The sequence below is a fragment of the Kineococcus rugosus genome (genome assembly GCF_050871975.1).
Taxonomy (GTDB): domain Bacteria; phylum Actinomycetota; class Actinomycetes; order Actinomycetales; family Kineococcaceae; genus Kineococcus.
Genome location: NZ_JBJLSJ010000014.1, coordinates 25,654 through 51,600, shown reverse-complemented (window position 1 = coordinate 51,600; position 25,947 = coordinate 25,654). Strand labels below are relative to the sequence as shown.

The 25,947-nt window shown below is 76.8% G+C and carries 22 protein-coding genes, 1 pseudogene and 1 riboswitch; of the genes and pseudogenes, 15 read left to right on the top strand and 8 right to left on the bottom strand.

Annotation, left to right across the window (positions count from 1 at the left end; genetic code table 11):
* The first annotated feature begins 64 nt into the window (after nucleotides 1–64).
* Nucleotides 65–2,416, top strand: coding sequence for a DNA helicase PcrA (pcrA, locus tag ACRYM6_RS09985; RefSeq protein WP_432542727.1), 2,352 nt, complete (start codon nucleotides 65–67; stop codon nucleotides 2,414–2,416).
* Between the two features lie 16 nt (nucleotides 2,417–2,432).
* The gene (locus ACRYM6_RS09980) at nucleotides 2,433–3,407 is read left to right on the top strand and encodes a BadF/BadG/BcrA/BcrD ATPase family protein (protein WP_432542726.1); all 975 of its coding nucleotides are present in this window, start codon (nucleotides 2,433–2,435) and stop codon (nucleotides 3,405–3,407) included.
* Here the strand turns inward: ACRYM6_RS09980 and ACRYM6_RS09975 are convergent.
* Nucleotides 3,367–3,969, bottom strand: coding sequence for a LysE/ArgO family amino acid transporter (locus ACRYM6_RS09975; RefSeq protein ID WP_432542725.1), 603 nt, complete (start codon nucleotides 3,967–3,969; stop codon nucleotides 3,367–3,369). The two genes, ACRYM6_RS09980 and ACRYM6_RS09975, sit on opposite strands and share 41 nt — an antisense overlap.
* A 71-nt stretch (nucleotides 3,970–4,040) precedes the next feature.
* On the opposite strand from ACRYM6_RS09975, the gene ACRYM6_RS09970 reads away from it, so the two are divergent.
* A complete protein-coding gene (locus ACRYM6_RS09970) occupies nucleotides 4,041–4,934 on the top strand; it encodes a LysR family transcriptional regulator ArgP (protein ID WP_432542724.1) in 894 nt (297 codons plus the stop codon).
* Nucleotides 4,931–5,418: pseudogene (locus ACRYM6_RS09965) on the top strand (DUF427 domain-containing protein). Before ACRYM6_RS09970 ends, ACRYM6_RS09965 begins: the two are co-directional and overlap by 4 nt.
* Nucleotides 5,419–5,440: 22 nt before the next feature.
* Here the strand turns inward: ACRYM6_RS09965 and ACRYM6_RS09960 are convergent.
* Nucleotides 5,441–6,061 carry an L-threonylcarbamoyladenylate synthase gene (locus ACRYM6_RS09960; protein ID WP_432542723.1) on the bottom strand — a complete coding sequence of 207 codons (621 nt, stop codon included), beginning with the start codon at nucleotides 6,059–6,061 and terminating at the stop codon, nucleotides 5,441–5,443.
* A gap of 52 nt (nucleotides 6,062–6,113) precedes the next feature.
* Here ACRYM6_RS09960 and ACRYM6_RS09955 point away from each other — a divergent pair, with 52 nt between their 5' ends.
* A complete protein-coding gene (locus ACRYM6_RS09955) occupies nucleotides 6,114–6,743 on the top strand; it encodes a TetR/AcrR family transcriptional regulator (protein WP_432542722.1) in 630 nt (209 codons plus the stop codon).
* Nucleotides 6,744–6,753: 10 nt separating this feature from the next.
* On the opposite strand, the gene ACRYM6_RS09950 is transcribed toward ACRYM6_RS09955, so the two are convergent.
* Nucleotides 6,754–7,431, bottom strand: coding sequence for a GNAT family N-acetyltransferase (locus tag ACRYM6_RS09950; RefSeq protein WP_432542721.1), 678 nt, complete (start codon nucleotides 7,429–7,431; stop codon nucleotides 6,754–6,756).
* Between the two features lie 249 nt (nucleotides 7,432–7,680).
* Between ACRYM6_RS09950 and ACRYM6_RS09945 the strand changes: the two genes are divergently transcribed.
* Nucleotides 7,681–8,058 carry a TraR/DksA family transcriptional regulator gene (locus ACRYM6_RS09945; protein WP_432542720.1) on the top strand — a complete coding sequence of 126 codons (378 nt, stop codon included), beginning with the start codon at nucleotides 7,681–7,683 and terminating at the stop codon, nucleotides 8,056–8,058.
* A gap of 9 nt (nucleotides 8,059–8,067) precedes the next feature.
* Here the strand turns inward: ACRYM6_RS09945 and ACRYM6_RS09940 are convergent, their stop codons facing one another.
* Nucleotides 8,068–8,997 (bottom strand): NAD-dependent epimerase/dehydratase family protein, encoded by a 930-nt coding sequence (locus ACRYM6_RS09940; RefSeq protein WP_432542719.1) that lies wholly within the window; start codon nucleotides 8,995–8,997, stop codon nucleotides 8,068–8,070.
* A gap of 1 nt (nucleotide 8,998) precedes the next feature.
* Nucleotides 8,999–10,420, bottom strand: coding sequence for an aldehyde dehydrogenase family protein (locus tag ACRYM6_RS09935; RefSeq protein WP_432542718.1), 1,422 nt, complete (start codon nucleotides 10,418–10,420; stop codon nucleotides 8,999–9,001).
* A 210-nt stretch (nucleotides 10,421–10,630) separates the two neighbouring features.
* Here ACRYM6_RS09935 and sucC point away from each other — a divergent pair, with 210 nt between their 5' ends.
* From sucC to sfnG, 7 genes are all read left to right on the top strand, one after another.
* Nucleotides 10,631–11,803, top strand: coding sequence for an ADP-forming succinate--CoA ligase subunit beta (gene sucC, locus ACRYM6_RS09930; protein ID WP_432542717.1), 1,173 nt, complete (start codon nucleotides 10,631–10,633; stop codon nucleotides 11,801–11,803).
* Between the two features lie 3 nt (nucleotides 11,804–11,806).
* A complete protein-coding gene (sucD, locus tag ACRYM6_RS09925; protein ID WP_432542716.1) occupies nucleotides 11,807–12,706 on the top strand; it encodes a succinate--CoA ligase subunit alpha in 900 nt (299 codons plus the stop codon).
* Between the two features lie 139 nt (nucleotides 12,707–12,845).
* Nucleotides 12,846–14,135, top strand: a complete 1,290-nt coding sequence (locus ACRYM6_RS09920) for a cell division protein PerM (RefSeq protein ID WP_432542715.1) — start codon at nucleotides 12,846–12,848, stop codon at nucleotides 14,133–14,135.
* A 28-nt stretch (nucleotides 14,136–14,163) separates the two neighbouring features.
* Nucleotides 14,164–14,793 (top strand): phosphoribosylglycinamide formyltransferase, encoded by a 630-nt coding sequence (gene purN, locus ACRYM6_RS09915; RefSeq protein ID WP_432542714.1) that lies wholly within the window; start codon nucleotides 14,164–14,166, stop codon nucleotides 14,791–14,793.
* Nucleotides 14,793–16,364: a bifunctional phosphoribosylaminoimidazolecarboxamide formyltransferase/IMP cyclohydrolase gene (purH, locus tag ACRYM6_RS09910; RefSeq protein ID WP_432542713.1), complete on the top strand. Its 1,572-nt coding sequence runs from the start codon at nucleotides 14,793–14,795 to the stop codon at nucleotides 16,362–16,364. Before purN ends, purH begins: the two co-directional genes overlap by 1 nt.
* Before the next feature lie 23 nt (nucleotides 16,365–16,387).
* On the top strand, nucleotides 16,388–16,666 hold the full coding sequence (locus ACRYM6_RS09905; protein ID WP_432542712.1) for a DUF3017 domain-containing protein: 279 nt from the start codon (nucleotides 16,388–16,390) through the stop codon (nucleotides 16,664–16,666).
* Between the two features lie 107 nt (nucleotides 16,667–16,773).
* Nucleotides 16,774–16,860, top strand: a riboswitch (SAM riboswitch).
* Nucleotides 16,861–16,872: 12 nt separating this feature from the next.
* On the top strand, nucleotides 16,873–18,018 hold the full coding sequence (gene sfnG, locus ACRYM6_RS09900) for a dimethylsulfone monooxygenase SfnG (protein WP_432542711.1): 1,146 nt from the start codon (nucleotides 16,873–16,875) through the stop codon (nucleotides 18,016–18,018).
* Between the two features lie 10 nt (nucleotides 18,019–18,028).
* Here the strand turns inward: sfnG and ACRYM6_RS09895 are convergent, their stop codons facing one another.
* Nucleotides 18,029–19,156, bottom strand: coding sequence for a GAF domain-containing protein (locus ACRYM6_RS09895; RefSeq protein ID WP_432542781.1), 1,128 nt, complete (start codon nucleotides 19,154–19,156; stop codon nucleotides 18,029–18,031).
* A 104-nt stretch (nucleotides 19,157–19,260) separates the two neighbouring features.
* On the opposite strand from ACRYM6_RS09895, the gene ACRYM6_RS09890 reads away from it, so the two are divergent.
* A complete protein-coding gene (locus ACRYM6_RS09890) occupies nucleotides 19,261–20,316 on the top strand; it encodes a 2,3-butanediol dehydrogenase (protein WP_432542710.1) in 1,056 nt (351 codons plus the stop codon).
* Between the two features lie 130 nt (nucleotides 20,317–20,446).
* A complete protein-coding gene (idi, locus tag ACRYM6_RS09885; protein ID WP_432542709.1) occupies nucleotides 20,447–20,977 on the top strand; it encodes an isopentenyl-diphosphate Delta-isomerase in 531 nt (176 codons plus the stop codon).
* A gap of 31 nt (nucleotides 20,978–21,008) precedes the next feature.
* On the opposite strand, the gene ACRYM6_RS09880 is transcribed toward idi, so the two are convergent.
* Both ACRYM6_RS09880 and ACRYM6_RS09875 read right to left on the bottom strand, forming a co-directional pair.
* Entirely contained in the window at nucleotides 21,009–24,656 is a 3,648-nt protein-coding gene (locus tag ACRYM6_RS09880) for an AAA family ATPase (protein WP_432542708.1), read from the bottom strand.
* An 11-nt stretch (nucleotides 24,657–24,667) separates the two neighbouring features.
* The gene (locus tag ACRYM6_RS09875; protein ID WP_432542707.1) at nucleotides 24,668–25,924 is read right to left on the bottom strand and encodes a metallophosphoesterase family protein; all 1,257 of its coding nucleotides are present in this window, start codon (nucleotides 25,922–25,924) and stop codon (nucleotides 24,668–24,670) included.
* Between the last annotated feature and the right edge of the window lie 23 nt (nucleotides 25,925–25,947).

Here is a 25,947-nt window from a genome sequence, read left to right as displayed (position 1 = left end):
ACCCCCGCCGGCGCCCGTCCGCACGGCGGCCCGTGTCGTGGGACGGGCCTACCCTGGACGGACGATGAGCACACTCTTCGACGACCTCCCCTTCGGCGCCGGCGACGGCCCGGACCCCGCCGCGCCCACCGGCCCCGCCCCCGCCGGCCCGGCGGCCCCGGCGCGCCGCGGCGGCCTGGACCCCGCGGCCCTGGTCGCCGGGCTCAACCCCCAGCAGCGCCAGGCCGTCGTCCACTCCGGGACCCCGCTGCTCATCGTCGCCGGCGCCGGGTCGGGCAAGACGCGGGTCCTCACCCACCGCATCGCCCACCTGCTGGCCGAGGGGCGCGCCACCCCCGGTCAGATCCTCGCCATCACCTTCACCAACAAGGCCGCCGCCGAGATGCGCGAGCGCGTCGCGTCCCTGGTCGGCGACGTCGTGGGCATGGGCGCGCGCAGCATGTGGGTCTCGACGTTCCACTCCGCCTGCGTGCGGATCCTGCGCCGCGAGGCCCAGCACCTGGGGATGCGCACCTCGTTCTCGATCTACGACTCCGCCGACGCCCAGCGGCTCATGGCGATGGTCGGCCGCGAGCTGGACCTCGACCCCAAGAAGCACGCCCCCCGCGCGATGTCGAACATGGTGTCCAACCTCAAGAACGAGCTGGTCGACGAGGACGCCTTCTTCGACCGCGCCCACTCCGAGGACGGCACCGAGACCGAGCGCGTCCTGGCCCGCGCCTACCGGACCTACCAGCAGCGGCTGCGGCAGGCCAACGCGATGGACTTCGACGACCTCATCATGTCGACCGTCCACCTCCTCCAGGCCTTCCCGGACGTCGCCGAGCACTACCGCCGCCGGTTCCGGCACGTGCTGGTCGACGAGTACCAGGACACCAACCACGCCCAGTACGTGCTGGTGAAGGAGCTCGTCGGCACCGGCGAGGGGCCCGTCCCGCGCGGTGAGCTCACGGTCGTCGGGGACGCCGACCAGTCGATCTACGCCTTCCGCGGCGCGACGATCCGCAACATCGTGGAGTTCGAGCAGGACTACCCCGACGCGACGACCGTCCTGCTGGAGCAGAACTACCGCTCGACGCAGAACATCCTCACCGCCGCCAACGAGGTCATCAAGCTCAACGAGGACCGCCGGCCGAAGAACCTGTGGACCGCCGCGGGGGCCGGGGAGCAGATCGTCGGGTACGTCGCCGACGACGAGCACGACGAGGCCGCGTTCGTCGCCGAGGAGATCGACCGCCTGCACGACCACGAGGGCGTCACCTACAAGGACGTCGCGGTCTTCTACCGGACCAACGCGCAGTCCCGGTCGCTGGAGGAGGTGTTCATCCGCACCGGCCTGCCGTACAAGGTCGTCGGCGGGACCCGCTTCTACGAGCGCCGCGAGGTCAAGGACGCCGTCGCGTACCTGCGCGTCCTGGACAACCCCGACGACACCGTCAACCTGCGCCGGGTCCTCAACGTCCCCAAGCGGGGCATCGGGGACCGGGCCGAGGCCGCGCTCGTGGTCCTCGCCGAGCGCCAGCGGATCGGGTTCGGCGAGGCGCTGCAGCGCGCCGACGAGGCGATCGGCCTGGTGTCGCGGTCGCTGAACGCGGTCAAGGGGTTCGCCCAGCTCGTCGCGGACCTGCGCACCCTCGCCGAGTCCGGCGCCTCCCCGGCCGTGGTGCTGGAGGCGGTGCTGGAGCAGACCGGGTACCTCGCCGAGCTGCGCGCCAGCTCCGACCCGCAGGACGAGTCGCGCGTGGAGAACCTGTCCGAGCTCGTGGCGGTGGCCGAGGAGTTCACCGAGGACAACCCCGACGGGACCCTGTCGGACTTCCTCGAGCGCGTCTCCCTCGTCGCCGACGCCGACCAGATCCCCGCGGGGGCGCAGGACGACGGCGTGGTGACGCTCATGACGCTGCACACCGCCAAGGGCCTGGAGTTCCCGGTGGTGTTCCTCACCGGCATGGAGGACGGGACGTTCCCGCACCAGCGGTCCCTGGGCGACCCCGACCAGCTCGCCGAGGAGCGCCGGCTGGCCTACGTCGGCCTGACCCGCGCCCGGGAACGGCTGTACCTGTCGCGCTCGGCGGTCCGCAGCGCGTGGGGTGCGCCGCAGCAGTACCCGCCGTCGCGGTTCCTCGACGAGGTCCCCGAGGCGCTCGTGACGTGGAAGCGGGGCGCGTCCACGTTCCAGGGCGCCTCGTCGACGACCGCGATGTCGCGCGTGGCGCAGCGGCCGGGGGTGCGCTCGGCGGGCAGCCGCCCGGTGGTCGCGCTGAACCCCGGGGACCGCGTCACCCACGACTCCTTCGGGATGGGCACGGTCGTGCGGATCGAGGGCGAGGGCGACAAGACGGTGGCGCACATCGACTTCCGCTCCGAGGGCACGAAGCGGCTGCTGCTGCGGTACGCCCCGGTCACCAAGCTCTGAGGCCCGGCGGCGCCCGGTGACGGTCCTGCTCGCGCTCGACGCCGGCGGCAGCACCACCCGGGCGCTGGTCCTGGACCCCGACGGGAACGCGCTGGGCCGGGCGGCCGCCGGGCCGGGGAACCCCACGGCCGTCGGCGTCGGCCCGGCGCTGGGGGAGCTGCGCGCGGCCGCGCACGCCGCGCTGGCCGCCGCCGGGCACCGCGCCGGCGACGTCGCCGCCACGGTCCTCGCGACCGCCGGGTCGGACCGGCTGGTGACGGCGCGCGAGGTGGGCGACCACCTCGGGGTGCCCCGCGCGTCGCCGCTGCGCCGCGTCCCGGACCTGCTCGCGATGTTCCACTCGGCCGCCGGGGGCGACGACGGCGCCGTGCTGGTCGTCGGGACCGGGGCCGTCGCCGCCCGCGTCCGCGCCGGCGACCTCGCCCGCGTCGCCGGCGGGAACGGCTGGCTGCTGGGCGACCCCGGGTCGGGGTTCTGGATCGGTCACCGCGTCGCGCGCGCCGCCACCGCCGACCTCGACGGGACGGGCCCGGCCACGGCCCTGACCGCGGCGGTGCTCGCGGCGTTCGGGCTGCCGGCGGACCGGCGCGTCGAGCGGGGCCGGGCGCTCGCCCTGCGCGGCCTCGTCGACGCCGTGCACGCCGCCGCGCCGGTGCGGCTGGCCCGGCTGGCCCCGCTGGCGACCGCCGCCGCGCGCGCCGGGGACGCGGTCGCCGCCGCGGTGGTGGCCGCGGCGCAGGACGAGCTGGCGGTGCTGGTGCGGGCGGTCACCGCCGACCTCGACCCCGGTGCCCCGCTCGTCGCCGGTGGCGGGGTGTGGCGCCACGGGGTGGGGCCCGCACCGGCCGGGGCGCTCGCGGCGGCGCTGCGGGGCCGGGTGGTCGTGCCGGCCGACGACGGCCTGCTCGGGGCGGCGGTCCTGGTGCTGCGGGCGGCGGGGCGGGCGGGGGTCAGGCCGCGCGCAGCAGCTGCACCGCCAGCGCGACCATGACGAGCGCCACCACGAGGTCCAGCACCCGCCAGGCCGCGGGGCGGGCGAACACCGGCCGCAGCAGCCGGGCGCCCAGGCCGAGGGCGGGGAACCACGCGAGGCTGCCGAGCGCCGCCCCCGCGCCGAACCACCAGCGGCCGCCGCCGTGGGCGGCGGCGACCGAGCCGAGCAGGACGACGGTGTCGAGGTAGACGTGCGGGTTCAGCCAGGTCAGCGCCGCCGCGGTCGCCACGACCCGGCCGGCGCCGACGGGGCTGCCGGAGGTGTCGGCGTGCAGCGCGCCGGGCCGCCAGGCGCGGCGGAGGGCGAACGCCCCGTAGGCGAGCAGGAACACCGCCCCGGCGACCCGCATCCAGGTGAGCACCCCGGGCGCGGCCTGCACGAGGGCCCCGGCGCCGGCGACCCCGGCGGCGATGAGGACGACGTCGCTGACGACGCAGACGGCGACGACCGCCCCGACGTGCTCCCCGCGCACCCCCTGCTTGATGACGAAGGTGTTCTGGGCGCCGATGGCGACGATGAGGGACAGGCCGAAGGCCAGCCCGGACAGCAGGGTGAGCACGTCGCCGACGGTAGGGACCACCGCCGACGCGGGTCCAGCTCAGGTTCCTTCACCCGCTTTAGCATCGCTTCATGGACCTCGACCTCGCCCAGCTGCGGGCGCTGGCCGCCGTCGCCGCCGAGGGCAGCTTCGAGTCCGCCGCCCGCCTCCTGCACGTGACGCCGTCGGCGGTGAGCCAGCGGATCCGGGCCCTGGAGTCGTCCGCGGGCCGGGTCCTGCTGGTGCGGGCCCGGCCGGTGCGGCCGACCGAGGCCGGCCGCGCCGTCCTGCGGCTGGCCCGCGAGGTGGAGCTGCTGGCGGCCGAGGCGGGCCGGGAGCTGGGCCTCGACGCCGGCGCCGGCGGGCGGCCGGTCCTGCCGGTGGCCGTCAACGCCGACTCCCTCGCCACCTGGTTCCTGCCCGCCCTGGCGCCGCTGGCCGGGGAGTTCTGCTTCGACCTGCGGCGCGAGGACCAGGCCCGCACGGCGGAGCTGCTGCGCGAGGGCACGGTCGTGGCCGCCGTCACCACCGACGCCGAACCCGTCGCGGGGTGCACGTCGGTGCCGCTGGGCCGCATGCGCTACCGGCCCTGCGCCGCGGCTGAGCCGGCCGCGCGCTGGTTCGCCGGCGGGGTCGGGCCGGACACCCTGGGCCGGGCGCCCGCCGTCGTCTTCGACCGCGACGACGACCTGCAGGACACCTGGCTGCGCCGGTTCGGGGACCTGCACCCGCCCCGCCACCACGTCCCGGCGACCTCCGACTTCGCCGAGGCCGTCCGGCACGGCTTCGGGTGGGGGATGCTGCTGCCGGAGCAGATCGCCACGTTCGGCCCCGGGGAGCTGGTCGACCTGGACCCCGGCGGCGGGGTCGACGTCGCGCTGCACTGGCAGCGGTGGAAGATCCGCTCCCCGGCGCTGGACCGGCTCAGCGACGCGGTGCTCGCGGTGTGGCGGGCCCCGGCGGCGCGGGGCACCCTGCGGGGGTGAGCGAATCGTGCTGGGACTACCCGCGGCCCCCACGGCTGGAACCGGCGACGCGGCGGGTGCGGGTCCTGGACCCGCAGGGGCGCCCGCTGGCCGACGTGGCGCCGTCGGCGGACCGGCCGTCGGCGTGGCGGGTCCTGGAGACCTCGCACCCGCCGACGTACTACGTCGCCGCGGACGCCGTCGTGCCGGGGGCGCTGCGGCCCGCGCCCGGCACGAGCCTGTGCGAGTGGAAGGGGCAGGCGTCCTACGTGGACCTCCTCGCCGCCGACGGCCGGGTGCTGGTCCCGCGGGCGGCGTGGACGTACCCGCACCCGACGCCCGGGTTCGCGGCGCTGGCCGGGGCGTTCGCCTTCTACCCCTCGGCGGTGCGCTGCCTGCTCGACGACGAGGAGGTGCAGGCGCAGGAGGGGGACTTCTACGGCGGCTGGATCTCCTCGGAGGTCACCGGCCCGTTCAAGGGGCCCCGGGCACCCTGGGCTGGTGAGACCCCGGGTGGTCGACGGGACCTACTCGAAGCGCGACGGGTCCCCGGCGCCCACGCGCACGACCTCCGGGTAGCCCTGCGACCAGTCCACGACGGTCGTGGGCTCGGTGCCGCACTCGCCGGCGTCGACGACCGCGTCGACGACGTGGTCGAGCTCCTCCTTGACGGTCCAGCCGTCGGTGAGGGGTTCGTCGTGACCGGGCAGCAGCAGGGTGCTGGACAGCAGCGGTTCGCCCAGCTCGGCCAGCAGCGCGCGCACGAACGGGTGGTCGGGGATCCGCACCCCCACGGTCTTCTTCTTCGGGTGCGCGAAGCGGCGGGGGACCTCCTTGGTGGCGGGCAGGATGAACGTGTACGGGTTGGGGGTCGCGGCCTTCACCGCCCGGAACTGCACGTTGTCCAGGTGCACGAACTGCCCGAGCTGGGCGAAGTCGGAGCAGACCAGCGTGAAGTGGTGCCGGTCGTCCAGGTGCCGGATCCGGCGGATCCGCTCGGCGCCGGTGTGGCTGTCCAGCCGGCACCCCAGCGCGTAGCAGGAGTCCGTCGGGTAGGCCAGCAGCGCGTCCTCGCGCAGCAGCGCGACCAGCTGGGCGACGGCCCGCGGCTGCGGGTCGACCGGGTGGACCTCGACGAAGCGCGCCATGGCGACACGATAGGTCTGTCGCGCCCCACCGCGCCCGCGCGATGATGGGCCGGTGAGCGCAGACCCCGCCCCCCGGGCCGGCCGGCTCGCCGCCGAGTCCGGTGAGCCCCGCGCCCTGCGCAGCCGCCGGCTGCTCGTCGAGGCCCTCCTGGACCTGCTGGCCGAACGGCCGCTGGCCGAGCTCACGGTGGTCGAGCTGTGCCGGCGCGCGGGAGTGAACCGGGCGACGTTCTACGGCCACTGGGCCGACCAGCGCGCCCTGGCCGCCGAGGTGTTCGCCGAGCTCGTCGACGACCTGGCCGAGGTCCCCGCCTCCGAGCTGGGCGACCTCGACGACCCCGGCGCCGCCGGCCGCTACCACGACTCCCTGCGCGGGCAGCTGGGCTACGTCGCGGCCCACCGGACGACGTTCCGCGCCCTGTTCGGCTCCGACGCCGACGCGGGGTTCCGCCGGGCCCTGACCGCCGCCCTGGAACGTCGCGCCGAACTGGCCGTGCGGGTGTGGGTCCAGCGCGGTGTCGCACCCGCCGACACCCCCGCCGAGTTCGCGACCCACCTGGCCGGCGGCCTGGTCGCCGTCCTGGCCCGCTGGGCCGCGAGCGAGGACGAGGACGTCGCGGGGGCGGCGCGGCGCGTCGCGCAGCTCCTGCCGCCCTGGTGGCCGCGCCCCGGGACCGCCTGACCGGAGGTCGTCAGGGCGTGCGGACCCGGGCGAACTCCACGGTGCGGCGCAGGCTGAAACCCAGGGACAGGTAGAGCCGGATCGCGTTCTCGTTGTGCGCGGCGGCGTGCAGGAACGGCAGTTCGCCGCGGTCCCGGATCCCCTGCGCCACAGCGCGGACCAGGGTCGTGGCCAGCCCCCGGCCCCGCGCCGAGGGGTCGGTGCACACGGCGCTGATCTCGGTGGCCGTGCCCAGCCGCAACCGTTCCCCGGCCATCGCGAGCAGCCTGCCGCCCTCGCGCACCCCGAGGTAGGTCCCGAGCAGCCGGGTCCGGCGGCCGAACGGCCCGGGCTGCGTCCGGGCCACCAGGTCGAGCATGTCCTCCACGTCGTCCTCGCCCAGCGGCACCACGAGGTCCGAGGCCCCGGAGGCGAACGCGTCGGTGGCCGTCAGCTGAACCCCCGGCAGGCCGGCCGTCACGGTGAAACCGGCCGGCGGCACCTGCTCCAGGGCCGGGACGAGCAGTTCGGTGCCGGGACCGGCGAGGTCGGCGAGGTCGGCCCACGCCCGCGGGTCGCGCTGGTCGGCGACCGCGCAGAACGGGGAGACGTCGGCGGGGTAGCGGCGGCCGTCGCCGGACCCCTCGGCGAGGTGGGCGTGCACGCCGGTCAGGGCGGACCAGACGGGGTTGTCGAGCGGGTTCGTCACCCCGACATCGTCACAGGTGCCCCGGCGGACCCCGGCGCGAGCCCGGGCCGCAACCGGGTGGACTTCGCGGGGAACCGGGCTATGGTGAGTTCATGGTGATCGACGTGGAACTGCGGCAGGGGACGGAACTCCGTTCCCCTGCGGTGTTCCCGTCGGGCGCCCCCAGAACCTGATCGCTCACCGCGACCAGCACCCAGGGACGTCCCGCGCACCGCGGGACGTCCCTTTCTTTTCCCCCAGGAGTCCACGATGACCACGCTCACCCCGAACACCCCCGCCGTCGCCCAGGGGCTGCCCGGTCCGCACACCGCGCCGCTCGACCCGGAACTGCTCGGAACCCTGCGGACGGCGTTGCAGGAGAACCGTTCCGAACGTCGCGCGTTCCTGCAGTCCCTCACCGCCGAGGACCTGCAGGCCATGGAGAACGACCCGGCCGCCGCGGCGCAGCTCGACGCCGCCCGCCGCGCGGTCGCCGACGCCGACGCCGCGCTGGCCCGGGTGGACGCCGGCACCTACGGGGCGTGCGTGCACTGCGGCGGGCCGATCCCGGCGGCGCGGCTGGAGTTCCGCCCGACCGCCGCCGGGTGCGTCCCGTGCACGCAGCGGGCCGGCGCCGCGCTGCGCTGACCCCCGCGGTCAGGAACCCCCGCCGGGGAGCAGCCCCATCGCCTCCACCGCCGCCCGCGCCGCCTGCAGCGACGTGAACGCGGGGCGGTACCCCAGGAGTTCGCGCGCCCGGTCGGTGCTCGCGCTGTGGCTGCGGGACAGGTGCTCCCAGCTGGCCTCGGCGTGCTCACCGGCCGCGGCGCGGAACTCCTCCCAGGAGACCGACCGCAGGTTCGCCTCCCGCCCCCACCAGGCGGCGGCGGCCCGCGCGAAACCCCGCACCGTCAGCGCCCGGTCGGAGACGACGTGGAAGCTGCGGCCGGTCGCGGCGTCCCGGTGCGCCAGGGCCAGCTCGAAACCCTGCGCCACGTCGTCGGCGTGGACGTGGTGCACGGTCTCCAGCCCCAGGCCGGGGACGAGGAGCTCGGCGCCGGTGGACAACCGGTGCCAGACGTCGGGGTCGAGGTTCCCCAGCGGGGTGATGACGGGCCAGCCCGGCCCGCTGATGTGCCCGGGGTGCAGCACCGTGCACGGCAGGTCCCGCTCGGCGAGCAGGAACTCCTCGATCTCCGCCTTCCGCGTCCCGTACTCCCCGAACGGCTCGCGCGGGTCGTCCTCGCGCAGCGGGGAGGCGGCGGCCGGGCCGTGGACCCAGATGGTGCCGCAGTGGGCCAGGAACGCACCGCCGGGGCGCAGCGCCTCCACGAGGGTGCGGGTGGTCGCGAGGTCGAAGCTGATGAGGTCCACCACCGCGTCGGGGCGCCGCGCCGCGACGTCGGCGGCGAACGTCGCCGACTCCCGGTCGGCGACGACGGTCTCCACCTGCGACCACGCCGGGTCGGGGTGGTACGGCTCGCGGCCGCCGCGGGAGACCGCGGTGACCCGGTGCCCGGCCCGCACCAGGCGCGGGACCAGGTAGCTGCCGATGTGGCCGGTGGCTCCGGTGACGACGACGTGCACGTCAGCTCCTCAGCTGCTCGGGGAGGGCGGCGGCGGGCACCGCCTGGAAGGCGACCGGGCGCTGCCAGCGCTCGATCGCGGCCGTCCCCACCGACGTCGTGGTGGGGGTCGTGGTCGCCGGCCACGGGCCGCCGTGCTGCTGGGCGCCGGAGACGGTGACCCCGGTCGGCCAGTCGTTCCACACCACCCGGCCCACCTTCTCGGCCAGCAGCTGCGCGACCTCGACGGCCAGGTCGTCGTCGGCGGGGTCGGCCGCCGCCTGCACCGACCCGGTCAGCTGGCCCGGCAGCACCTCCAGCAGGTCGCGCAGCTCCTGCGGGGAGGAGTAGCCGACGACGAGGCCGGCCGGGCCGAACGCCTCGACGTGCAGGGTCCGCGGGTTCGCCAGCACGTCGGCCGCCGACGCCGTCAGGACCTGCGCCGCGACCCCCTCGGCGGAGGCCGGCCCGGTCGCCGCGACGCCCACGCCCGGCTGCTCCCGCAGCTCCCGCGCGGACTCCTCGTACCCCCGCGCGATCGCCGGGTTCAGCATCGGCCCCGGGACGGGCAGGTCCACCGCGGCGGTGAACGCCGCGGCGTCGGGGACCAGGACGACGCCGGGGTTGGTGCAGAACTGCCCCGACCCCAGCGTGAGGGAGCCCACCCAGCCGTCGGCGATCGCGGTGCCGCGCTCGGCCCACGCCGCCGGGGTGACGACGACGGGGTTCACGCTGCCCAGCTCGCCGTGGAAGGGGATCGGGTCCGGCCGCGCGGCGGCCACGTCGAAGAGCGCGCGCCCCCCGCGCAGCGACCCGGTGAACCCGGCGGCGCGGACCCGCGGGTCGCGCAGCGCCGCGAGCGAGGCCTCGACCCCCTCGACCAGCGCGAACGCCCCCGCGGGCAGCCCCGCGCCGGTCAGGGCGCCGGTGACGAGGCGGGCCGTGAGCCGCGACAGCTGCGGGTGGCCCGGGTGCGCCTTGACGACGACGGGGCAGCCCGCGGCCAGGGCCGAGGCGGAGTCGCCGCCCAGGACGCTGAACGCGAAGGGGAAGTTGCTCGCCGCGAACACCAGGACCGGCCCGATCGGGACGACCGTGCGGCGCAGGTCCGGGCGCGGGCCGGTGCCCCAGCCGGGGTCGGCCGGGTCGACGCGCGCCGGCACCAGGGAGCCGTCGCGCAGGCCGGCGGCGAACAGCCGGGCCTGGAAGGCGGTGCGGGTCAGCTCGCCCTCCAGCCGGGCGACGGGCAGGTGCGTCTCGGCCGCGGCGAGCGCCACGAGCTCGGCGCGGGCGCCCTCCAGGGCGTCGGCGGCGGCCTCCAGGGCCGCAGCGCGGTCGGTGGGGGAGGTCCGCGCCAGCGGCCGGCGCGCGGCGTGCGCGGCGGCCAGGACGGCCTCGAGGTCAGCGGCGGTGGTGCCCGTGGCGGTGTCCGCGGTGGTCTGCATGGTGGCTGCATCCTCGCCCCGCCCCTCGCGGTCGGCGAGCCGGTGTGACCTGCGTCTCCACACCTGCGCGAGAGACGATCGCCGCGCGGGTCTAGTGTCGGGAAGGCCCGGTGCCGGCCGACGTGGACGCCCGACCAGCGAACCTGGACTGGTGCCCACCCGGTACTGACAGTCACTTCCGACCGAGGACGAGGAAGACGAGGAACACTGGTGGACCTCTTCGAGTACCAGGCGCGCGACCTGTTCGCGGCGCACGGCGTACCGGTGCTGGACGGCCGCGTCGCGACCACCCCCGAGGAGGCCCAGGCGGCCGCCGAGGCCATGGGTGGCGGGACCGTCGTCGTCAAGGCGCAGGTCAAGGTGGGCGGCCGCGGCAAGGCCGGCGGCGTCAAGCTCGCCCACAGCCCCGCCGAGGCGGCCGAGAAGGCCGGGGAGATCCTCGGCATGGACATCAAGGGACACACCGTCCACCAGGTGATGGTCGCCGAGGGCGCGAAGATCGCCGAGGAGTTCTACTTCTCGGTCCTGCTCGACCGGTCCAACCGCACCTACCTGGCGATGGCCAGCGTCGAGGGCGGCATGGAGATCGAGCAGCTCGCCGTGGAGCGCCCCGAGGCCCTGGCCCGCGTCGCCGTCGACGCCCTCACCGGCATCGACGCCGCGAAGGCCACCGAGATCGCGCAGGCCGCGGGCTTCCCCGCCGACCTGCAGCCGCAGGTGGCCGAGGTCTTCCAGAAGCTGTGGACGGTGTTCACCGCCGAGGACGCGACCCTCGTCGAGGTCAACCCGCTGGTGCGCACCGAGGACGGTGCCGTCGTCGCCCTCGACGGCAAGGTGACGCTGGACGAGAACGCCGAGTTCCGCCACGCCGAGCACGCCGAGCTCGCCGACGCCGCCTCGGCCGACCCGCTCGAGGCCAAGGCGAAGGCGCTGAACCTCAACTACGTCAAGCTCGACGGCCAGGTCGGCATCATCGGCAACGGCGCGGGCCTGGTCATGTCGACCCTCGACGTCGTCGCCTACGCGGGGGAGAAGCACGGCGGCACCAAGCCCGCGAACTTCCTCGACATCGGCGGCGGCGCGTCCGCGCAGGTCATGGCGAACGGCCTCGACGTCATCCTCAACGACCCGCAGGTCAAGAGCGTGTTCGTCAACGTCTTCGGCGGCATCACCGCCTGCGACGAGGTCGCCAAGGGCATCGTGTCCGCCCTCGGCATCCTCGGCGACGAGGCGACCAAGCCGCTCGTCGTGCGCCTGGACGGCAACAACGTCGAGGAGGGTCGCGCGATCCTCGCCGAGGCGGACCACCCGCTCGTCACGGTCGTCGACACCATGGACGGCGCGGCCGACAAGGCCGCCGAACTGGCGAACGTGGGGGCCTGAACCGTGTCGATCTTCATCAACTCCGACTCCAAGGTCCTCGTGCAGGGGATGACCGGGTCCGAGGGGCGCAAGCACACCCAGCGGATGCTGGCCTCCGGCACGAACATCGTCGGCGGCGTCACGCCCGGCAAGGGCGGGCAGAGCGTCGACTTCACCGCCGCCGACGGCTCGCCCGTCGCGGTCCCGGTGTTCTCCTCCGTCGGTGAGGCCCGCGAGGCCACCGGCGCCGACGTCTCCGTGATCTTCGTCCCGGCGAAGTTCACCAAGGGCGCCGTCGTCGAGGCCATCGAGGCGGCCACCCCGCTCGTCGTCGTCATCACCGAGGGCGTCCCGGTCCACGACACCGCCGAGTTCTACGCCCTCGCCGCGAAGTCCGGCACGACCCGCCTCGTCGGCCCCAACTGCCCGGGCCTCATCAGTCCCGGCCAGTCCAACGTCGGGATCATCCCCGCCGACATCACGCAGTCCGGCCGCATCGGCCTGGTCTCGAAGTCGGGGACCCTGACCTACCAGATGATGTACGAGCTGCGGGACATCGGCTTCTCCTCGGCCGTCGGCATCGGCGGGGACCCGGTCATCGGGACCACCCACATCGACGCGCTCCAGGCGTTCCAGGACGACCCCGACACCGACGTCATCGTGATGATCGGTGAGATCGGCGGCGACGCCGAGGAACGCGCCGCGAAGTTCATCGAGGCCAACGTCACCAAGCCCGTCGTCGGCTACGTCGCCGGGTTCACCGCCCCCGAGGGCAAGACGATGGGCCACGCCGGCGCCATCGTGTCCGGTTCGGCCGGCACCGCGCAGGCCAAGAAGGACGCCCTCGAGGCGGCCGGGGTGAAGGTCGGCAAGACGCCGTCGGAGACCGCGAAGCTGGCCCGGGAGATCTTCCAGGCCCTCTGAGCCCCGCCCCCGCGCCGCCCCGCGGCGCAGCACCGGACGCCCCCGCCGACCCCGTCGGCGGGGGCGTCCGCGCGAAAACCCGCCCCCGCACGCGCGTCGCGCGCGACCCGCGGCGCCGGGGCGGGGGACCATCGCAGGGATGTCCACCGCCGGTAGCCGCCCCACCGCCCGCCCCCGCCCGACCGGCCGCGACCCGCGCCGGCCCCGCACCCTGCCCGACCCCGGGCCGCTGCTCGGCGCGGCCGTGCGGGCGGTGCTGTCCCTGCTCGTCCCGGTCCTGCTGCTGTGCATCGTCGGCTGGATCGCCTCGGTGCGCTCCACGTCGTCGCTGGCGGCGGTCGCCCGCGTCGGCGCGGACCTGTGGCTGCTCGCCCACGGCGCCGACGTCGCGATCGTCGGCGGCACCCTCGGGGTCGCCCCCCTGGGGGTGACGCTGCTGGCCGGGCTCTCGGCCCGGCGGGCGGTGCGGATGTGGCTCGCCGACCAGGCCGAGTCCGAGCGCCCGGCGCCGTTCGGGCCCGCCCTGGGGATGTTCACCGCCGCGTACGGCCTCCTGACCCTGCTCGTCGCGCTGGTCGCGCGCAGCGGCGTCGGGGCCGCCTCCCCGGCAAGCGCGCTGCTCGGGGGGTGCCTCGTGGGGGGCCTGGGCGCCCTGGCCGCGCTGTGGCCGCTGCGCCCGGCGACGCCGGCGGCCGTCCCCGCCTGGCTGGCGGCGGCCTGGCGCCCGGCGGCCGCCGCGGTCCTCGGGCTCGCCGCCGTCGGCTCCCTCGTCGTGGCGGCCGCGCTGCTCCACGGCCGCGACGACGTCCTCGCGCTGCACCGGGCTCTGACCCCGGGCCTGGTCGGCGGGGCGCTGCTCACCCTCGCGCAGGCGCTGCTGCTGCCCACCCTCGCCGTGTGGGGGGTGGCCTGGACGAGCGGGACGGGCTTCGCCGTGGGCACCGGGACCTCCGTGGCCCCCGGCGGGACGTCGCTGGACGTGCTGCCGACCGTCCCCGTCCTGGGCGCGCTGCCCGCGCCCGGGGCCACCCCGGCGCTGGCGTGGGCCGCCGTCGCCGCGCCCGTCCTCGTCGGCGCGCTCGCCCAGGTGCTGGCCGCCCGCCGCGGCCGCCGGGTCGAGGGGCTGCTGCACCGCTGCGCCACCGCGCTGGTCCAGGGCGCGCTGACCGGCGCCGGGGTCGCGCTGCTGTCCGCCCTGGCCTCCGGCGCCCTCGGGCACGGCCGGCTCGGGCAGGTCGGCCCGGACGCGCTGCTGACCGGGGCCGTCGTCGCCGGCGAGGTCGCCGCCGGCGCCGTCCTCGCGGTCCTGCTGGGCCGGGCGTGGCGCGCCTGGCGCGGGGCGGAACTGGTGATCGACCTGCCCGGGGCCGCCGCCGGCGCCCCCGGGACCCCGCGCAAGCTCCTCGGCGACGACCGCCCCACCCCCTGACGGGGCCGCCGGACCGCCCCGCGGCGCGTTGCGGCGCGGACCGCCCCGGCGACTAGAGTCTGCCCACGTGTCCGCACGTGTGGTCGTCCTCGCCTCCGGATCCGGTTCGACCCTGCAGGCCCTGCTCGACGCCGACGACCCGCAGTGGCGCGTCGTCGCCGTCGGTTCCGACAAGCCGGGGGTGACCGCGCTGGAGCGGGCCGCCGCCGCCGGGGTCGAGACCTTCACCGTCAGCCCCGCCGACTTCGCCGACCGCCCCGCCTGGGACGCCGCGCTCGCCGCCGAGGTCGCCCGCCGCGACCCCGACCTCGTCGTCCTCGCCGGGTTCATGCGCATCCTCGGCGCCCCCGTGGTCGACGCCTTCGCCGGCCGCCTGGTCAACACCCACCCCGCCCTCCTGCCCTCCTTCCCCGGGGCCCACGGCGTCCGCGACGCCCTGGCCCACGGCGTGAAGGTCACCGGCTGCACCGTGCACCTCGTCGACGCCGGCGTCGACACCGGCCCGATCCTCGACCAGGTCGCCGTGCGCGTCCTGGACGACGACGACGAGGCCTCCCTGCACGAGCGCATCAAGACCCGCGAGCGCGAACTGCTCGTCGACGTCGTCGGGCGACTGGCCCGCGCGACCCCCCACCCCGAGAGGACGGCACCCCGCTGATGGACCCCCAGGTCACGAAGGTCCCCGTGAAGCGCGCGCTGGTCAGCGTCTACGACAAGACCGGCCTGGAGGAGCTCGCCCGGGGGCTGCACGCGGCCGGTGTCGCCCTCGTCTCCACCGGGTCCACCGCGACCCGCATCGCCGCCGCGGGCGTGCCCGTGACCCCCGTCGAGGAGCTCACCGGGTTCCCCGAGTGCCTCGACGGCCGCGTCAAGACCCTGCACCCGCGGGTCCACGCCGGGATCCTCGCCGACCGCCGCCTGCCCGACCACGTCCGCCAGCTCGCCGAGCTCGACGTCGAGCCCTTCGACCTCGTCGTCGTGAACCTCTACCCGTTCGCCGCGACCGTCGCCTCCGGCGCCGGGTACGACGAGGTCGTCGAGCAGATCGACATCGGCGGCCCCTCCATGGTCCGCGCCGCCGCGAAGAACCACCCCAGCGTGGCCGTCGTCGTCGACCCCGCGAAGTACGCCGACGTCCTCGCCGCCGTCGCCGACGGCGGGTTCGACCTCACCGCCCGCAAGCGGCTCGCCGCCGCCGCGTTCGCGCACACCGCCGCCTACGACACCGCCGTGGCGTCCTGGTTCGCCGAGCAGACCCTCGACGACGCCGACCGGGGCTGGCCCGCGGTCGCCGGGGTCGCCCTGGAGCGCACCGACGTCCTGCGCTACGGCGAGAACCCGCACCAGCAGGCCGCCGTCTACGTCGACCCGACGTCCGCGCCGGGCATCGCGCAGGCCGTGCAGCTGCACGGCAAGGCCATGTCCTACAACAACTACGTCGACGCCGACGCCGCCCTGCGCGCCGCGCACGACTTCGACGCGCCGGCCGTCGCCGTCATCAAGCACGCCAACCCGTGCGGCGTCGCCACCGGCACCGACGTCGCCGACGCGCACGCCAAGGCCCACGCCTGCGACCCCGTCTCCGCCTTCGGCGGCGTCATCGCCGCCAACCGCGTCGTGACCGCCGCCATGGCCGCCCAGGTCGCCGACGTGTTCACCGAGGTCGTCATCGCCCCCGGCTTCGACGACGACGCGCTGGAGGTCCTGCGGGCCAAGAAGAACATCCGCCTGCTGCAGCTGCCCGAGGGCTACTCCCGGCAGGCCCGGGAGTGGCGCCACGTCTCCGGTGGCGTCCTCGTCCAGGACCTCGATGCCGTCGACGCCGAGGGCGACGCCCCCGCGAACTGGACGCTCGCGGCCGGTCAGGCGGCCTCCCCGGAGGTCCTGGCCGACCTCGAGTTCGCCTGGCGCGCGGTCCGCTCGGTGCGCTCCAACGCGATCCTGCTCGCCAAGGACGGCGCCTCCGTCGGCGTCGGCATGGGCCAGGTCAACCGCGTCGACTCCTGCAAGTTGGCCGTCGAGCGCGCCGGCGCGGACCGGGCCACCGGCTCGGTCGCCGCGTCCGACGCGTTCTTCCCCTTCGCCGACGGGGCGCAGATCCTCCTCGACGCCGGGGTCCGGGCGATCGTGCAGCCGGGCGGTTCCATCCGCGACGCCGAGGTCGTCGAGGCCGCCGAGAAGGCCGGCGTCACGATGTACTTCACCGGCGCGCGCCACTTCGCGCACTGAGACCCGCCGGTAGCGTCGGCACCGTGACCACCGAGCGCGTCCCGACCCCGGGCAACGCCGTCCTGCTGACGCTCGTCGGCGGGATCGTCCTCGCGCTGGTGCTGACGCTGCTGGCCGGCCCCACCCCGGGCGGGGTGCTGCTCGGGGCGGACCTGGCCGTCGCCGCCGTCCTGCGGCTGGTGCTGCCGGTGCGGGTCGCGGGGGCGCTCGCGGTCCGCTCGCGCGGGCTGGACGTCGCGATCCTCGTCGTCCTGGCGGTCTCGTGCCTGGTGCTGGCCGGCGTGGTGCCGACCCCCGTCTGAACGCCCCGTCCGAACGCCCCGCCCGAACGCCGACGCCCCTCCCGGTCACCGGGAGCGGCGTCGGCGTTCCCCGGCGCGCCGGCCCGTCACCGGGGTAGGGTGCACCGATCCCATCCAGAGCGGCGGAGAGACCTGGCTCGACGATGCCGCAGCAACCCCCCCCTGGGGGGTGCTACCGCCAGGACCGATGGAGGAGCGGCCGCGTCATGTCCCTGCACGAGCCCCTGAAGTTCGCCTACTGGGTCCCCAACGTCTCCGGCGGGCTGGTCGTCTCGACGATCGAGCAGCGCACCAGCCACGAGCCCGCCTACAACGTCGAGGTGGCCCGCGCCGCCGAGCGCGTCGGGTTCGAGTACGCCCTCACCCAGGTGCGCTACCTCGCCTCCTACGGGGCCGACGCCCAGCACGAGTCGACGTCGTTCTCCCTGGCCCTGCTGCTGGCGACCGAGCGGCTGAAGGTCATCGCCGCGGTCCACCCGTTCTTCTGGCACCCGGGGGTCCTGGCGAAGTTCGCCGCGACCGCCCAGGAGCTCACCGGCAACCGCCTCGCGCTGAACGTGGTGTCCGGCTGGTTCAAGGACGAGGCGACGCAGCTCGGGGTCACCTGGCACGAGCACGACGACCGCTACAAGCAGTCCGAGGAGTTCATCGAACTGCTGCGCGGGGTGTGGAGCCAGGACGGCTACAGCCAGTCCGGGGAGTTCTTCAACGCCACCGACATCACCTTCCGCCCGCAGCCCACGGCCGCGCCCGAGGTGTTCCAGGGCGGGAACTCCACCGCCGCGCAGGCCATGGCGGGCCGTGTCTCGGACTGGTACTTCATGAACGGCAAGTCGATCGCGGACGCCGCCGCCGGGGTGCGGGAGGTCAGCGCGCTGGCCGCCGCGAACGGCCGGTCGGTGCGGTTCGGGCTGAACGGGTTCGCCCTGGTGCGCGACACCCGCGAGGAGGCCGAGGCCGTCCTGGAGGAGATCATCGCCAAGGCCGACCGCGCCAAGGTCGAGGGGTTCGGCGCCGCGGTGCAGGAGGCCGGGAACTCCACCCGCGACGGCAAGGGCATGTGGGCCGACAGCGGGTTCCGCGACCTCGTCCAGTACAACGACGGGTTCCGGACCGGGCTGGTCGGCACCCCCGACGAGGTGGCGCGCCGCGTCCTGGCGTACCGGCTCGTCGGCGTCGACCTGCTGCTGCTGGGTTTCCTGCACGTCAAGGAGGAGGTCGAGGCGTTCGGGGAGCTCGTCATCCCCCGGGTGCGCGAGCTCGAGGCCCGGCTGGTGGCGGGGGAGGACCTGGGGCTGGGGGCCGAGCTCGACGACGCCGTCGCCGCCGCGACGGCCCCCGTCCCCGTCTGAGCGGTGGGGTTCAGCGCTCCCCGACCGGGACGGTGAGCCGGTAGGGACGTGACGCCAGGACCGGGCCGAGCAGCCGTCGCAGGCGGGACAGCTCGGCCCGGGCCGACACCGCGCGGGCACCGTCCCCGAACAGCCGCTGCGCCACCTGCGCCGCGGACAGCCCCCGCGGGCTGGCCGCGAGCAGCTCCACGAGCTGCCGGTGCCGGGGGGACAGCGGCACCTCGACCGTCCTCGACGGCGAGCACCACCGGACGCCGGTCCCGGTCAGCTCGAGGCGGGCGGGGACGTGCGCGGGGTCCGGCGCGCGCAGCAGCCAGCCCCCCGGGACCTCCTCGGCGGTGTAGCGCCCCACCCCGGGGACGACCGCGCGACCGTCGCGGACCGTGACCGGGGAACCGGCCGACGCGCCCCCGACGACGCACCCGTCCCGGGCCACGACGAGCACGCCGGGACCGGTGAGGGCGGCCAGCGGCCGGTGCCGGCGCTCGTGCAGCGCCGCGATCTCCAGCTCGGCGACCCGCGCGGTCGCCGCGACGAGCGACAGGGTCCCCGGGTGGACGGTCGCGGCCGGACCGGAGAGGTCCACGACGCCCAGCACGCGGCCCGCCGGGTCGTGCACGGGAGCCGCGGCGCACGTCCACGGCTGGTGCGTCTCGGCGTAGTGCTCGGCCGCGAACACGTGGACCGGGGCGTCCACGACGAGGGCCGTGCCGATGGCGTTCGTGCCGACGGAGTCCTCCGTCCACACCGAGCCCTCCGTGAAACCCAGCGCGTCGGCGCGGCGGCGGGCGGCGGGCGAGCCCTGCCGCCACAGCACCGCACCACCGGCGTCGGCGACCACGACGACCTGGCCCACGGCGTCCGCCGCGGCCCGCAGGTGCGCCCGCACCGCCGGCAGCGCGTCGACGAGCGCGGTGCCCGCGCGCCGCTCCCGCAGCCCCGCCCCGTCGAGGTACCGGCCCGGGACGCCGCCGGAGGGGTCGAGGTCGCTGCGCCGCACGCGCTCCCACGACGCGGCGATCACCGGGCGGACGTCCGCGGGCCGGCGCCGCGACCCCAGCACCGCCTCCCGGGTGCGCCGCAACCGGCGCGCCAGTTCCCGGGGATCCTGCCCGGCACCCACGGCCGGCTCACCCATCTGCACCGCAACCCCCTGCAACCCTCGACCGCAGCGTACGCGGGAGGTGGCATGGGGCGTCCGCGAACCGTCGCCGACAACCGATCACGGAGGTGGCCCCAGCCATGAAGGCAGCACGTTTCCACGGGCGGAAGGACATCCGCGTCGAGGACGTCCCCGAACCCGGGGTGCGCCCGGGGACGGTGAAGATCGACGTCGCCTGGAGCGGCATCTGCGGGACCGACCTGCACGAGTACCTCGAGGGCCCGATCTTCGTGCCGCACCCCGGGCACCCCCACCCGCTGACCGGTGAGGAACCGCCGGTCACCCTCGGCCACGAGTTCTCGGGCACGGTCTCCGAGATCGGTGAGGGGGTCGAGGGGTTCTCCGTCGGCGACGCCGTCGTCGTCGAGCCGTTCTTCGTCTGCGGCCGGTGCGCCCCGTGCCGCGCGGGGAACTACAACGTCTGCGTCGACATGGGTTTCATCGGCCTGGCCGGCGGTGGCGGCGGCCTGGCCGAGAAGGTGGTCGTGGACGCGCGGTGGGTCCACGCCGTCGGTGACGTCCCCCTCGACCAGGCCGCGCTCATCGAACCGCTCTCCGTCGCCCACCACGCCGTCGCCCGCAGCGGCGCGCAGGCCGGTGACGTCGCCGTCGTCGGCGGCGCGGGCCCCATCGGCCTGCTCGTGGCCGCCGTGCTCAAGGGCCTGGGGGTCACCACCGTCCTGGTCGAGCTCACGCGGGCCCGCAAGGAGAAGGCGCTGTCCACCGGTGTCGCCGACCACGTCCTCGACCCCTCGCGCGACGACGTGAAGGCCCGCGTCCTGGAACTCACCGGGGGCGTGGGCGCCGACACCGCGTTCGAGTGCGCCGGGGTGGACCCCGTCCTGGACCTGTGCCTGGACGTCGTCAAACCCGTCTCGGTCGTGGTGAACGTGTCGATCTGGGGCCACCCGGCCACCGTCGACATGACCAAGCTCGTCAACAAGGAGATCGACCTGCGGGGCATCATCGGCTACCGCCGCGACCACCCCGAGACGATCGAGCTGGTCCGCTCGGGCCGGATCGACCTCGCGCCGTTCATCACCGGCCGCATCGCGCTGGACGACCTCGTCGAGCAGGGTTTCACCACCCTCGTGGAGCACAAGGACACCGCGGTCAAGATCATCGTCCACCCGTGAGACCGGGGGGCGCCGGGCGCGGGCCCGCCCCGGCGCCCCCGGGCCCGGATCACCGCGGCGCGGGGTGTCGCCGACGGCGTGTCGGCGTTCCTCGCGCGCGACCGCTCCGGGGACCGCTTACCTTCTGGGGGTGACCCTCGCGCCTGCCGACCCGACCGTGGAACTCGTCGTGCTCCTGACCGACGACGGGACCCCGTGCGGGACCGCGCCGAAAGCCGACGTGCACCACACCAGCACCCCCCTGCACCTGGCGTTCTCCTGCTGGATCCTCGACGAGCGGGGGCGGACGCTGCTGACCCGCCGGGCCGCGTCGAAGCGCACCTGGCCGGGGGTGTGGACGAACTCGTTCTGCGGGCACCCCGGTCCGGGGGAGGAACCGGCCGACGCGGTCGTGCGGCGCTCGGTGCAGGAACTGGGCGCGCAGGTCGTGGACGTCGCGCCGCTGCTGCCGACGTTCCGCTACCGCGCCGTCATGGACGACGGGACGGTCGAGAACGAGGTCTGCCCGGTGTTCACCGCGCGCCTGGCCGGTGAGCTGGCCCTGGACCCCGACGAGGTGGACGCCTACCGCTGGGTCGGGCTGGACGAGCTGCGGGCCGAGGTCGCGGCCGACCCCTCGCCGTTCAGCCCGTGGATGCTCCTGCAGCTGCAGGGGTTCTGACCCACCCCCACCCGGCCCCGGCCGGCCGGCCTCAGCCGGTCTCGCCCAGGTCGTGCGCGGCGAGGTAGTCCCGGACCAGCTGCTCGCTCACCCGGCCGCGGTCGGCGACGGCCCGCCCCTGGTCCCGCGCCCACGCCCGCACCAGCTGCGGGTCGACCCCCGGGCGCGCCCGCCGGTCCGGGCCCGGCGCGGGCGCCGCGGCGGCCGGCACCGCCCCCGGGGCGGGCAGCCGCGTCACGGTCACCGCCGCCCCCGCGGCGGCCAGGTCCGCGGCCTGCCCGGCCACGTCGGCGTGGTGGGTCAGCAGCACCACCTGCACGTCGCGGGCGATCTCGGCCAGCGCCGACAGCGCCGCCCGCGTGCGGACCTCGTCGAAGGTCATCAGCACGTCGTCCAGGACCACCGGCAGCGGGCCCTGCCCCGACGCCACGAGCGCGCGGTGCTGGGCGGTCACCGCCGCCAGCCGCAGCGCCAGGAAGACCTGGTCGGCGGTGCCCTCGCTCAGCGCGTCGGCCCCCTCCAGCAGCTCCCCGTCCGCCCGGCGGACCGCCAGCCGCCGGACCCCGCCGTCGTCGAGGGCCACCAGACCGGTCCAGCGCCCCCCGGTCAGCAGCGTCAGCACCTCACCGGCCTCGGCGAGCAGCGGGTTGGCGCGGGTGGCGGAGAACTCCTCCAGCTGGCGGCGCAGCACGGTGCGCTGCAGGTCCACCACGACGTAGCGCTCGGTGTCGGCCTGCAACCCGGCCAGCGCCTCGGCGCGCCGGGCGGCCAGCACGTTGGCGTCGGCGCCCCCGGTCAGCCGCTCCAGCTCCACCTCGGCCCGGGTGACGTCCTGACGGGCCCGCGCCCACACCTCGTGGGCCTGCTCGTCCGCGAGCGCCGCCTCCTCGTCGTCGGTGCGCAGGTCGGCGTCGGTGCGCGCGCCGACCTCCCCGACCAGCCGCGCGAGGTCCTCGACGGTGCCCACCTCCGCCGCCAGGTCGGCGGTCTCGGCGCGCTCGGCGTCCCGCAGGTCCAGCAGCTCGCGGCTGCCGCGGGCGCGCGCGGCGAGCGCGGGGAGGTCCTCGCCCCCGGCCAGCAGGGCGGTCAGCCGCTCCTGCGCCCGCTCCCGCCGGGCCCGTTCGGTCGCGGTGGACGCCGCGACCTCCTGCGCCCGCCGCTCCAGCTCCGCGGCGGTGCGCTCGTCGGCCCGGCTGCGGCGCAACCGGTCCGCCAGCGTCGTCAGGGCCACCTCCACCTGCTCCGGGCGCCCCGCGCCGCACGGGGTGCCCAGGCGCGCGGCCAGCGCGACCACCTCGGCGGCGAAGGCGGCCACCCGTTCCTCCCGGGCCCGGGCCCGGTCCTGGTCGCGCCGGGCGGCGGCGACGGCTTCGGCGGCGGTCTCGAGCACCCGGGCCCGCGCGGTCCACCCCGCCGGTCCCAGGTCGGCCGGCAACCCGGCCGCCCCGGCTGCGGCCCGGAAGGCCCGCTCGGCCCGCTCGGCGTCCTGCAGGTGCCGCTCGTGCCGCTGCGCGGCGACCTGCGCGGCGCGGTCGCGGTCGGCGTCCAGGGCCCGCTGCACCGACGCGGCCTCGGCCGCGGCGATCACCGCGCGCGCGGTCTCCAGCGCCACGTCGAGCCCGGCCTGCACGTCGGTGCCGGCCGGCCCGCCGGCGGGTTCGCCGCAGCGGGCGAGCACCGCGGCGAGGGCGTCGAGCTGGGCCCGGACCTCGGTCCCCAGCTCCTGCGCCCGCTGCTCCCAGGCGTCGGCCGCGGCGCTCTCGGCGCCCAGCCGGTCCAGGGCCCCCAGCACCTGCGCCGGGTCGCCGTCGGGGACCCGCAGGCCGACGGCGGTGAACGACGCCGCGTACGCCGCGCGCGCCCGGTCGGCGTCCTCGTGCGCGGCCCGCGCCTGCGCGGCGGCGGCCGCGGCCGCCGCGGCGGCCCGGTCGGCGCCGCGGCGCAGCTCCCGCAACCGCGCCGCCGCCTCGGCGTGGTCCAGCAGCGCGTCGGCGGCCGCGTCGGCGCGGGCCACCGCGTCCAGCAGCGCGGGCCCGTCGACCGGCGCGCCGGCGCGCAGCGGCTCCAGCAGCGCGTCGCGGGCCGCGCGGGTCACCCGCAGCGCCTCCTCGTCCGCGCCGCCGACGCCGCGCTCGGCGTCGGCGAGCTCGTCCGCCACCGCCCGCGCCGCCGCCGCGCAGCGCTCGTGCTCGGCCTCGGCGCGCGCCCGCTCCTCCTCGGCCGCGGCCAGGGTCGCGTGCACGGCCCGGACCGTGCCGGGGTCGAGGGAGGGCGGGGCGCCGGCCGCCGCGCCGGGGTCGGTGGCCCCGGCCGCCACGGCCTCGGCGCGCGCCGCGGCCCGCCGCTCGTCGCGCGCGGCCAGCGCCGCGCGCCGTTCCCGGGCCGCCGAGCCGTCCCGGTCGGCGGCGGCCACCACGGCCCGCAGGGCGGCGACGTCCTCGTCGGCGACCTCCCGCAGCGGGTCGCGCCCCGCGGCGGCCTCCCGGGCCCGGTCGAGCTCGGCCGCCGAGCGGGCCGCGTCGGCCGCCGCCGCGGTGTGGGCGTCGGCCAGCTGCGACAGGTCGGCGGCCCGGTCGGCGGGGACCTGCAGCCGGGCGGTGAGCGCGGGCACGACGTCGGCGACCGGCCCGTCGGGCACCGGCTCCAAGGTCTGCAGCGCCTGCCGGGCGGTGTGCAGCGCGTCCTCGGCGCTCGCACGGGCCCGCACGGCCTCGGCGGTGTCCTCCGCGCGGGCCTGGCGCGCCTCCAGCAGCGCGTCGACCTCGGCGCCCGCGGCCAGGACGTCCTCCTCGACCGTGCAGCGGGTGCGCTCCTCGGCCAGGGCCCGGGCCCGGTCGGCCAGGTCGGCCAGGGCGGCCCCGGCCCGGGCCAGCTCGGCGGCCGCCTCGTCGTGGGCGCTCACGTCGGCCGCGGTGAGGGCCCCGCCGGCCGCGACGAGGTCCGCGGTCGCCGTCGCGACCTGCTCGCGGGTGCGCAGCAGCGCCCGCACGCGGGGAGCCAGCCGCAGCCGTCGCGCCGCCTCCTCGCGCCCGGCGCGCACGCTGCGCAGCCGCGCCTGCGCGCGGTCGGCGTCCGCGCGCGCGGCCTCGGCGGCGGCGCGGGCCGCCTCCACCTGCCCGGCGCGGGTCGCGGTGCCCTCCAGCTGCTCGTCCAGCTGCTGGACGAGGGCGACGCCGTCCTTGACCGCCGACCGGCCCCGCGGGCGCCACAGCCGCTCCGCCTCGGCCTCCAGGGCGGCCAGCAGCTCCTGCGCGCCGCTGCCGTGGTGGGCGCTGAAGACCAGGCCGGCCAGGTCGCCGCCGCCGCGCAGCACCTGCCGCCCGCCGTCGCGCAGCCGCTCGTGGTCCAGGCCCAGCCGGCTCGTCCACGCCCGGCGGTCCCACCCGTCCTCGGCCCACGGCGCGGCGACCGGCTCGTCGTCCTCCAGCAGGCCCCGCGAGGACCGGACCAGGTCGCGGCCCCCGCCGTCGTCGCCGGACCCCCAGCGGGCGCCCACCCGCAGCCGGGCCCGGGCGTGGACGAAGGCGTAGCGGGGGCTCTTCTCGAAGCCCCACAGCAGGTCCGCGACGGCGCCCAGCAGGGTCGACTTGCCGGACTCGTTGGCGCCCACCACGACCGTGAGGCCGTCGCCGAGCTCGATCGCGGCGGACTCGAACGCGCCGTAGGGCGCCAGCGTCACCCTGCGCAGCATCAGCGTCCCTCCAGCCGGGTCGAGAGGTCCTGCGCGGCCCGCCGGGCGAGCGCGGACAGCGCCCGGGGGTCGCCGAGGTCGAGCAGACCGGCGTCGGACAGCAACCGCCCGACGTCCCCGCGCACGCCCCGCACCAGCTGGGTCAGCGCCGGGTCCTGCGCGAGGGCGTCGGCGGCCGCCCGGACCGCCGCGACCAGCTCGGGGTCGTCGGCGCCGCCCGCGCGCGGGAGCCGCGCGCGCGACTCCACCTTCTCCAGGACGACCCCGGCGGTCTCGGCGACCTGCTCGGCCTCCTGGCGCAGGCGCTCGGCGTCGGCGAGGTCGGCCGCCGCGGCCGTCGGGCCGTCCAGCGCCAGCCGGACCACCAGGGGACGGTCCCCGGCGTCGCGGCGCGCCTCCAGCAGCCGATCGCGCAGCACCCCCACGACGTCGGCGACGTCGGCGGCGCCGGTGACGTCGACCTCCAGCGACTCCCAGCGGGCCACGTCCAGGGCGTGGAAGGTCAGGGCCGCCGGCTCACCGGGCACCAGGTCCACGACGTAGGCGCCCTTGGCCCCGGTCTCGCGGGGGTGCCGGCCCTGGAGGTTGCCCGAGTAGGCGACGGTGGTGCGGCCGGTGGCCAGCACCTCGCGCGCGTGCACGTGCCCGAGGGCGACGTACTCGTAGCCCAGCGCGGTCAGGTCGGCGACCGAGCAGGGCGCGTACCGCTCGTGCTCGCCGCCGCTGCGGCTGCCGTCGACGGTGGCGTGCAGCAGGCCGACGTTGACCACGCCCGGCACCTCGCGGGGGTAGCCCGCGGCCAGGTTCGAGGACACCGCCCGGGTGCGGTACCCCTGCCCGTGCACGGCCAGGCCCAGGTGCTCCTCCACGACCGTGCCGGGGGAGTCCACGCCGAACCGGTGCACGTTGGGCGGCAGGGTGAGGGAGTGGGTGATCTGGCTCTCCGCGTCGTGGTTGCCCGACACGACGAAGACCTTGATCCCCGAGTCGGCCAGCCGCTGCACCTGCCGGGTGAAGAACCGGCCGGTGGCGTAGTCGTGCCACGTCCCGTCGTACAGGTCCCCCGCCAGCAGCAGCGCGTCGGCGCGCTGGTCCTCGCACAGCGCGACCAGGGCCTCGAGCGCGCCGCGGGTGGCCGCGCGCAGGGTGTCGGCGACGGCGTCGTCGCCCAGCCGGCGCAGCCCGCGCAGCGGGGAGTCGAGGTGCACGTCGGCGGCGTGGACCACGCGCACCGACCCGGGGAGCCGTTCCGTCACCGGACGTCACCTGCGTCGAACGT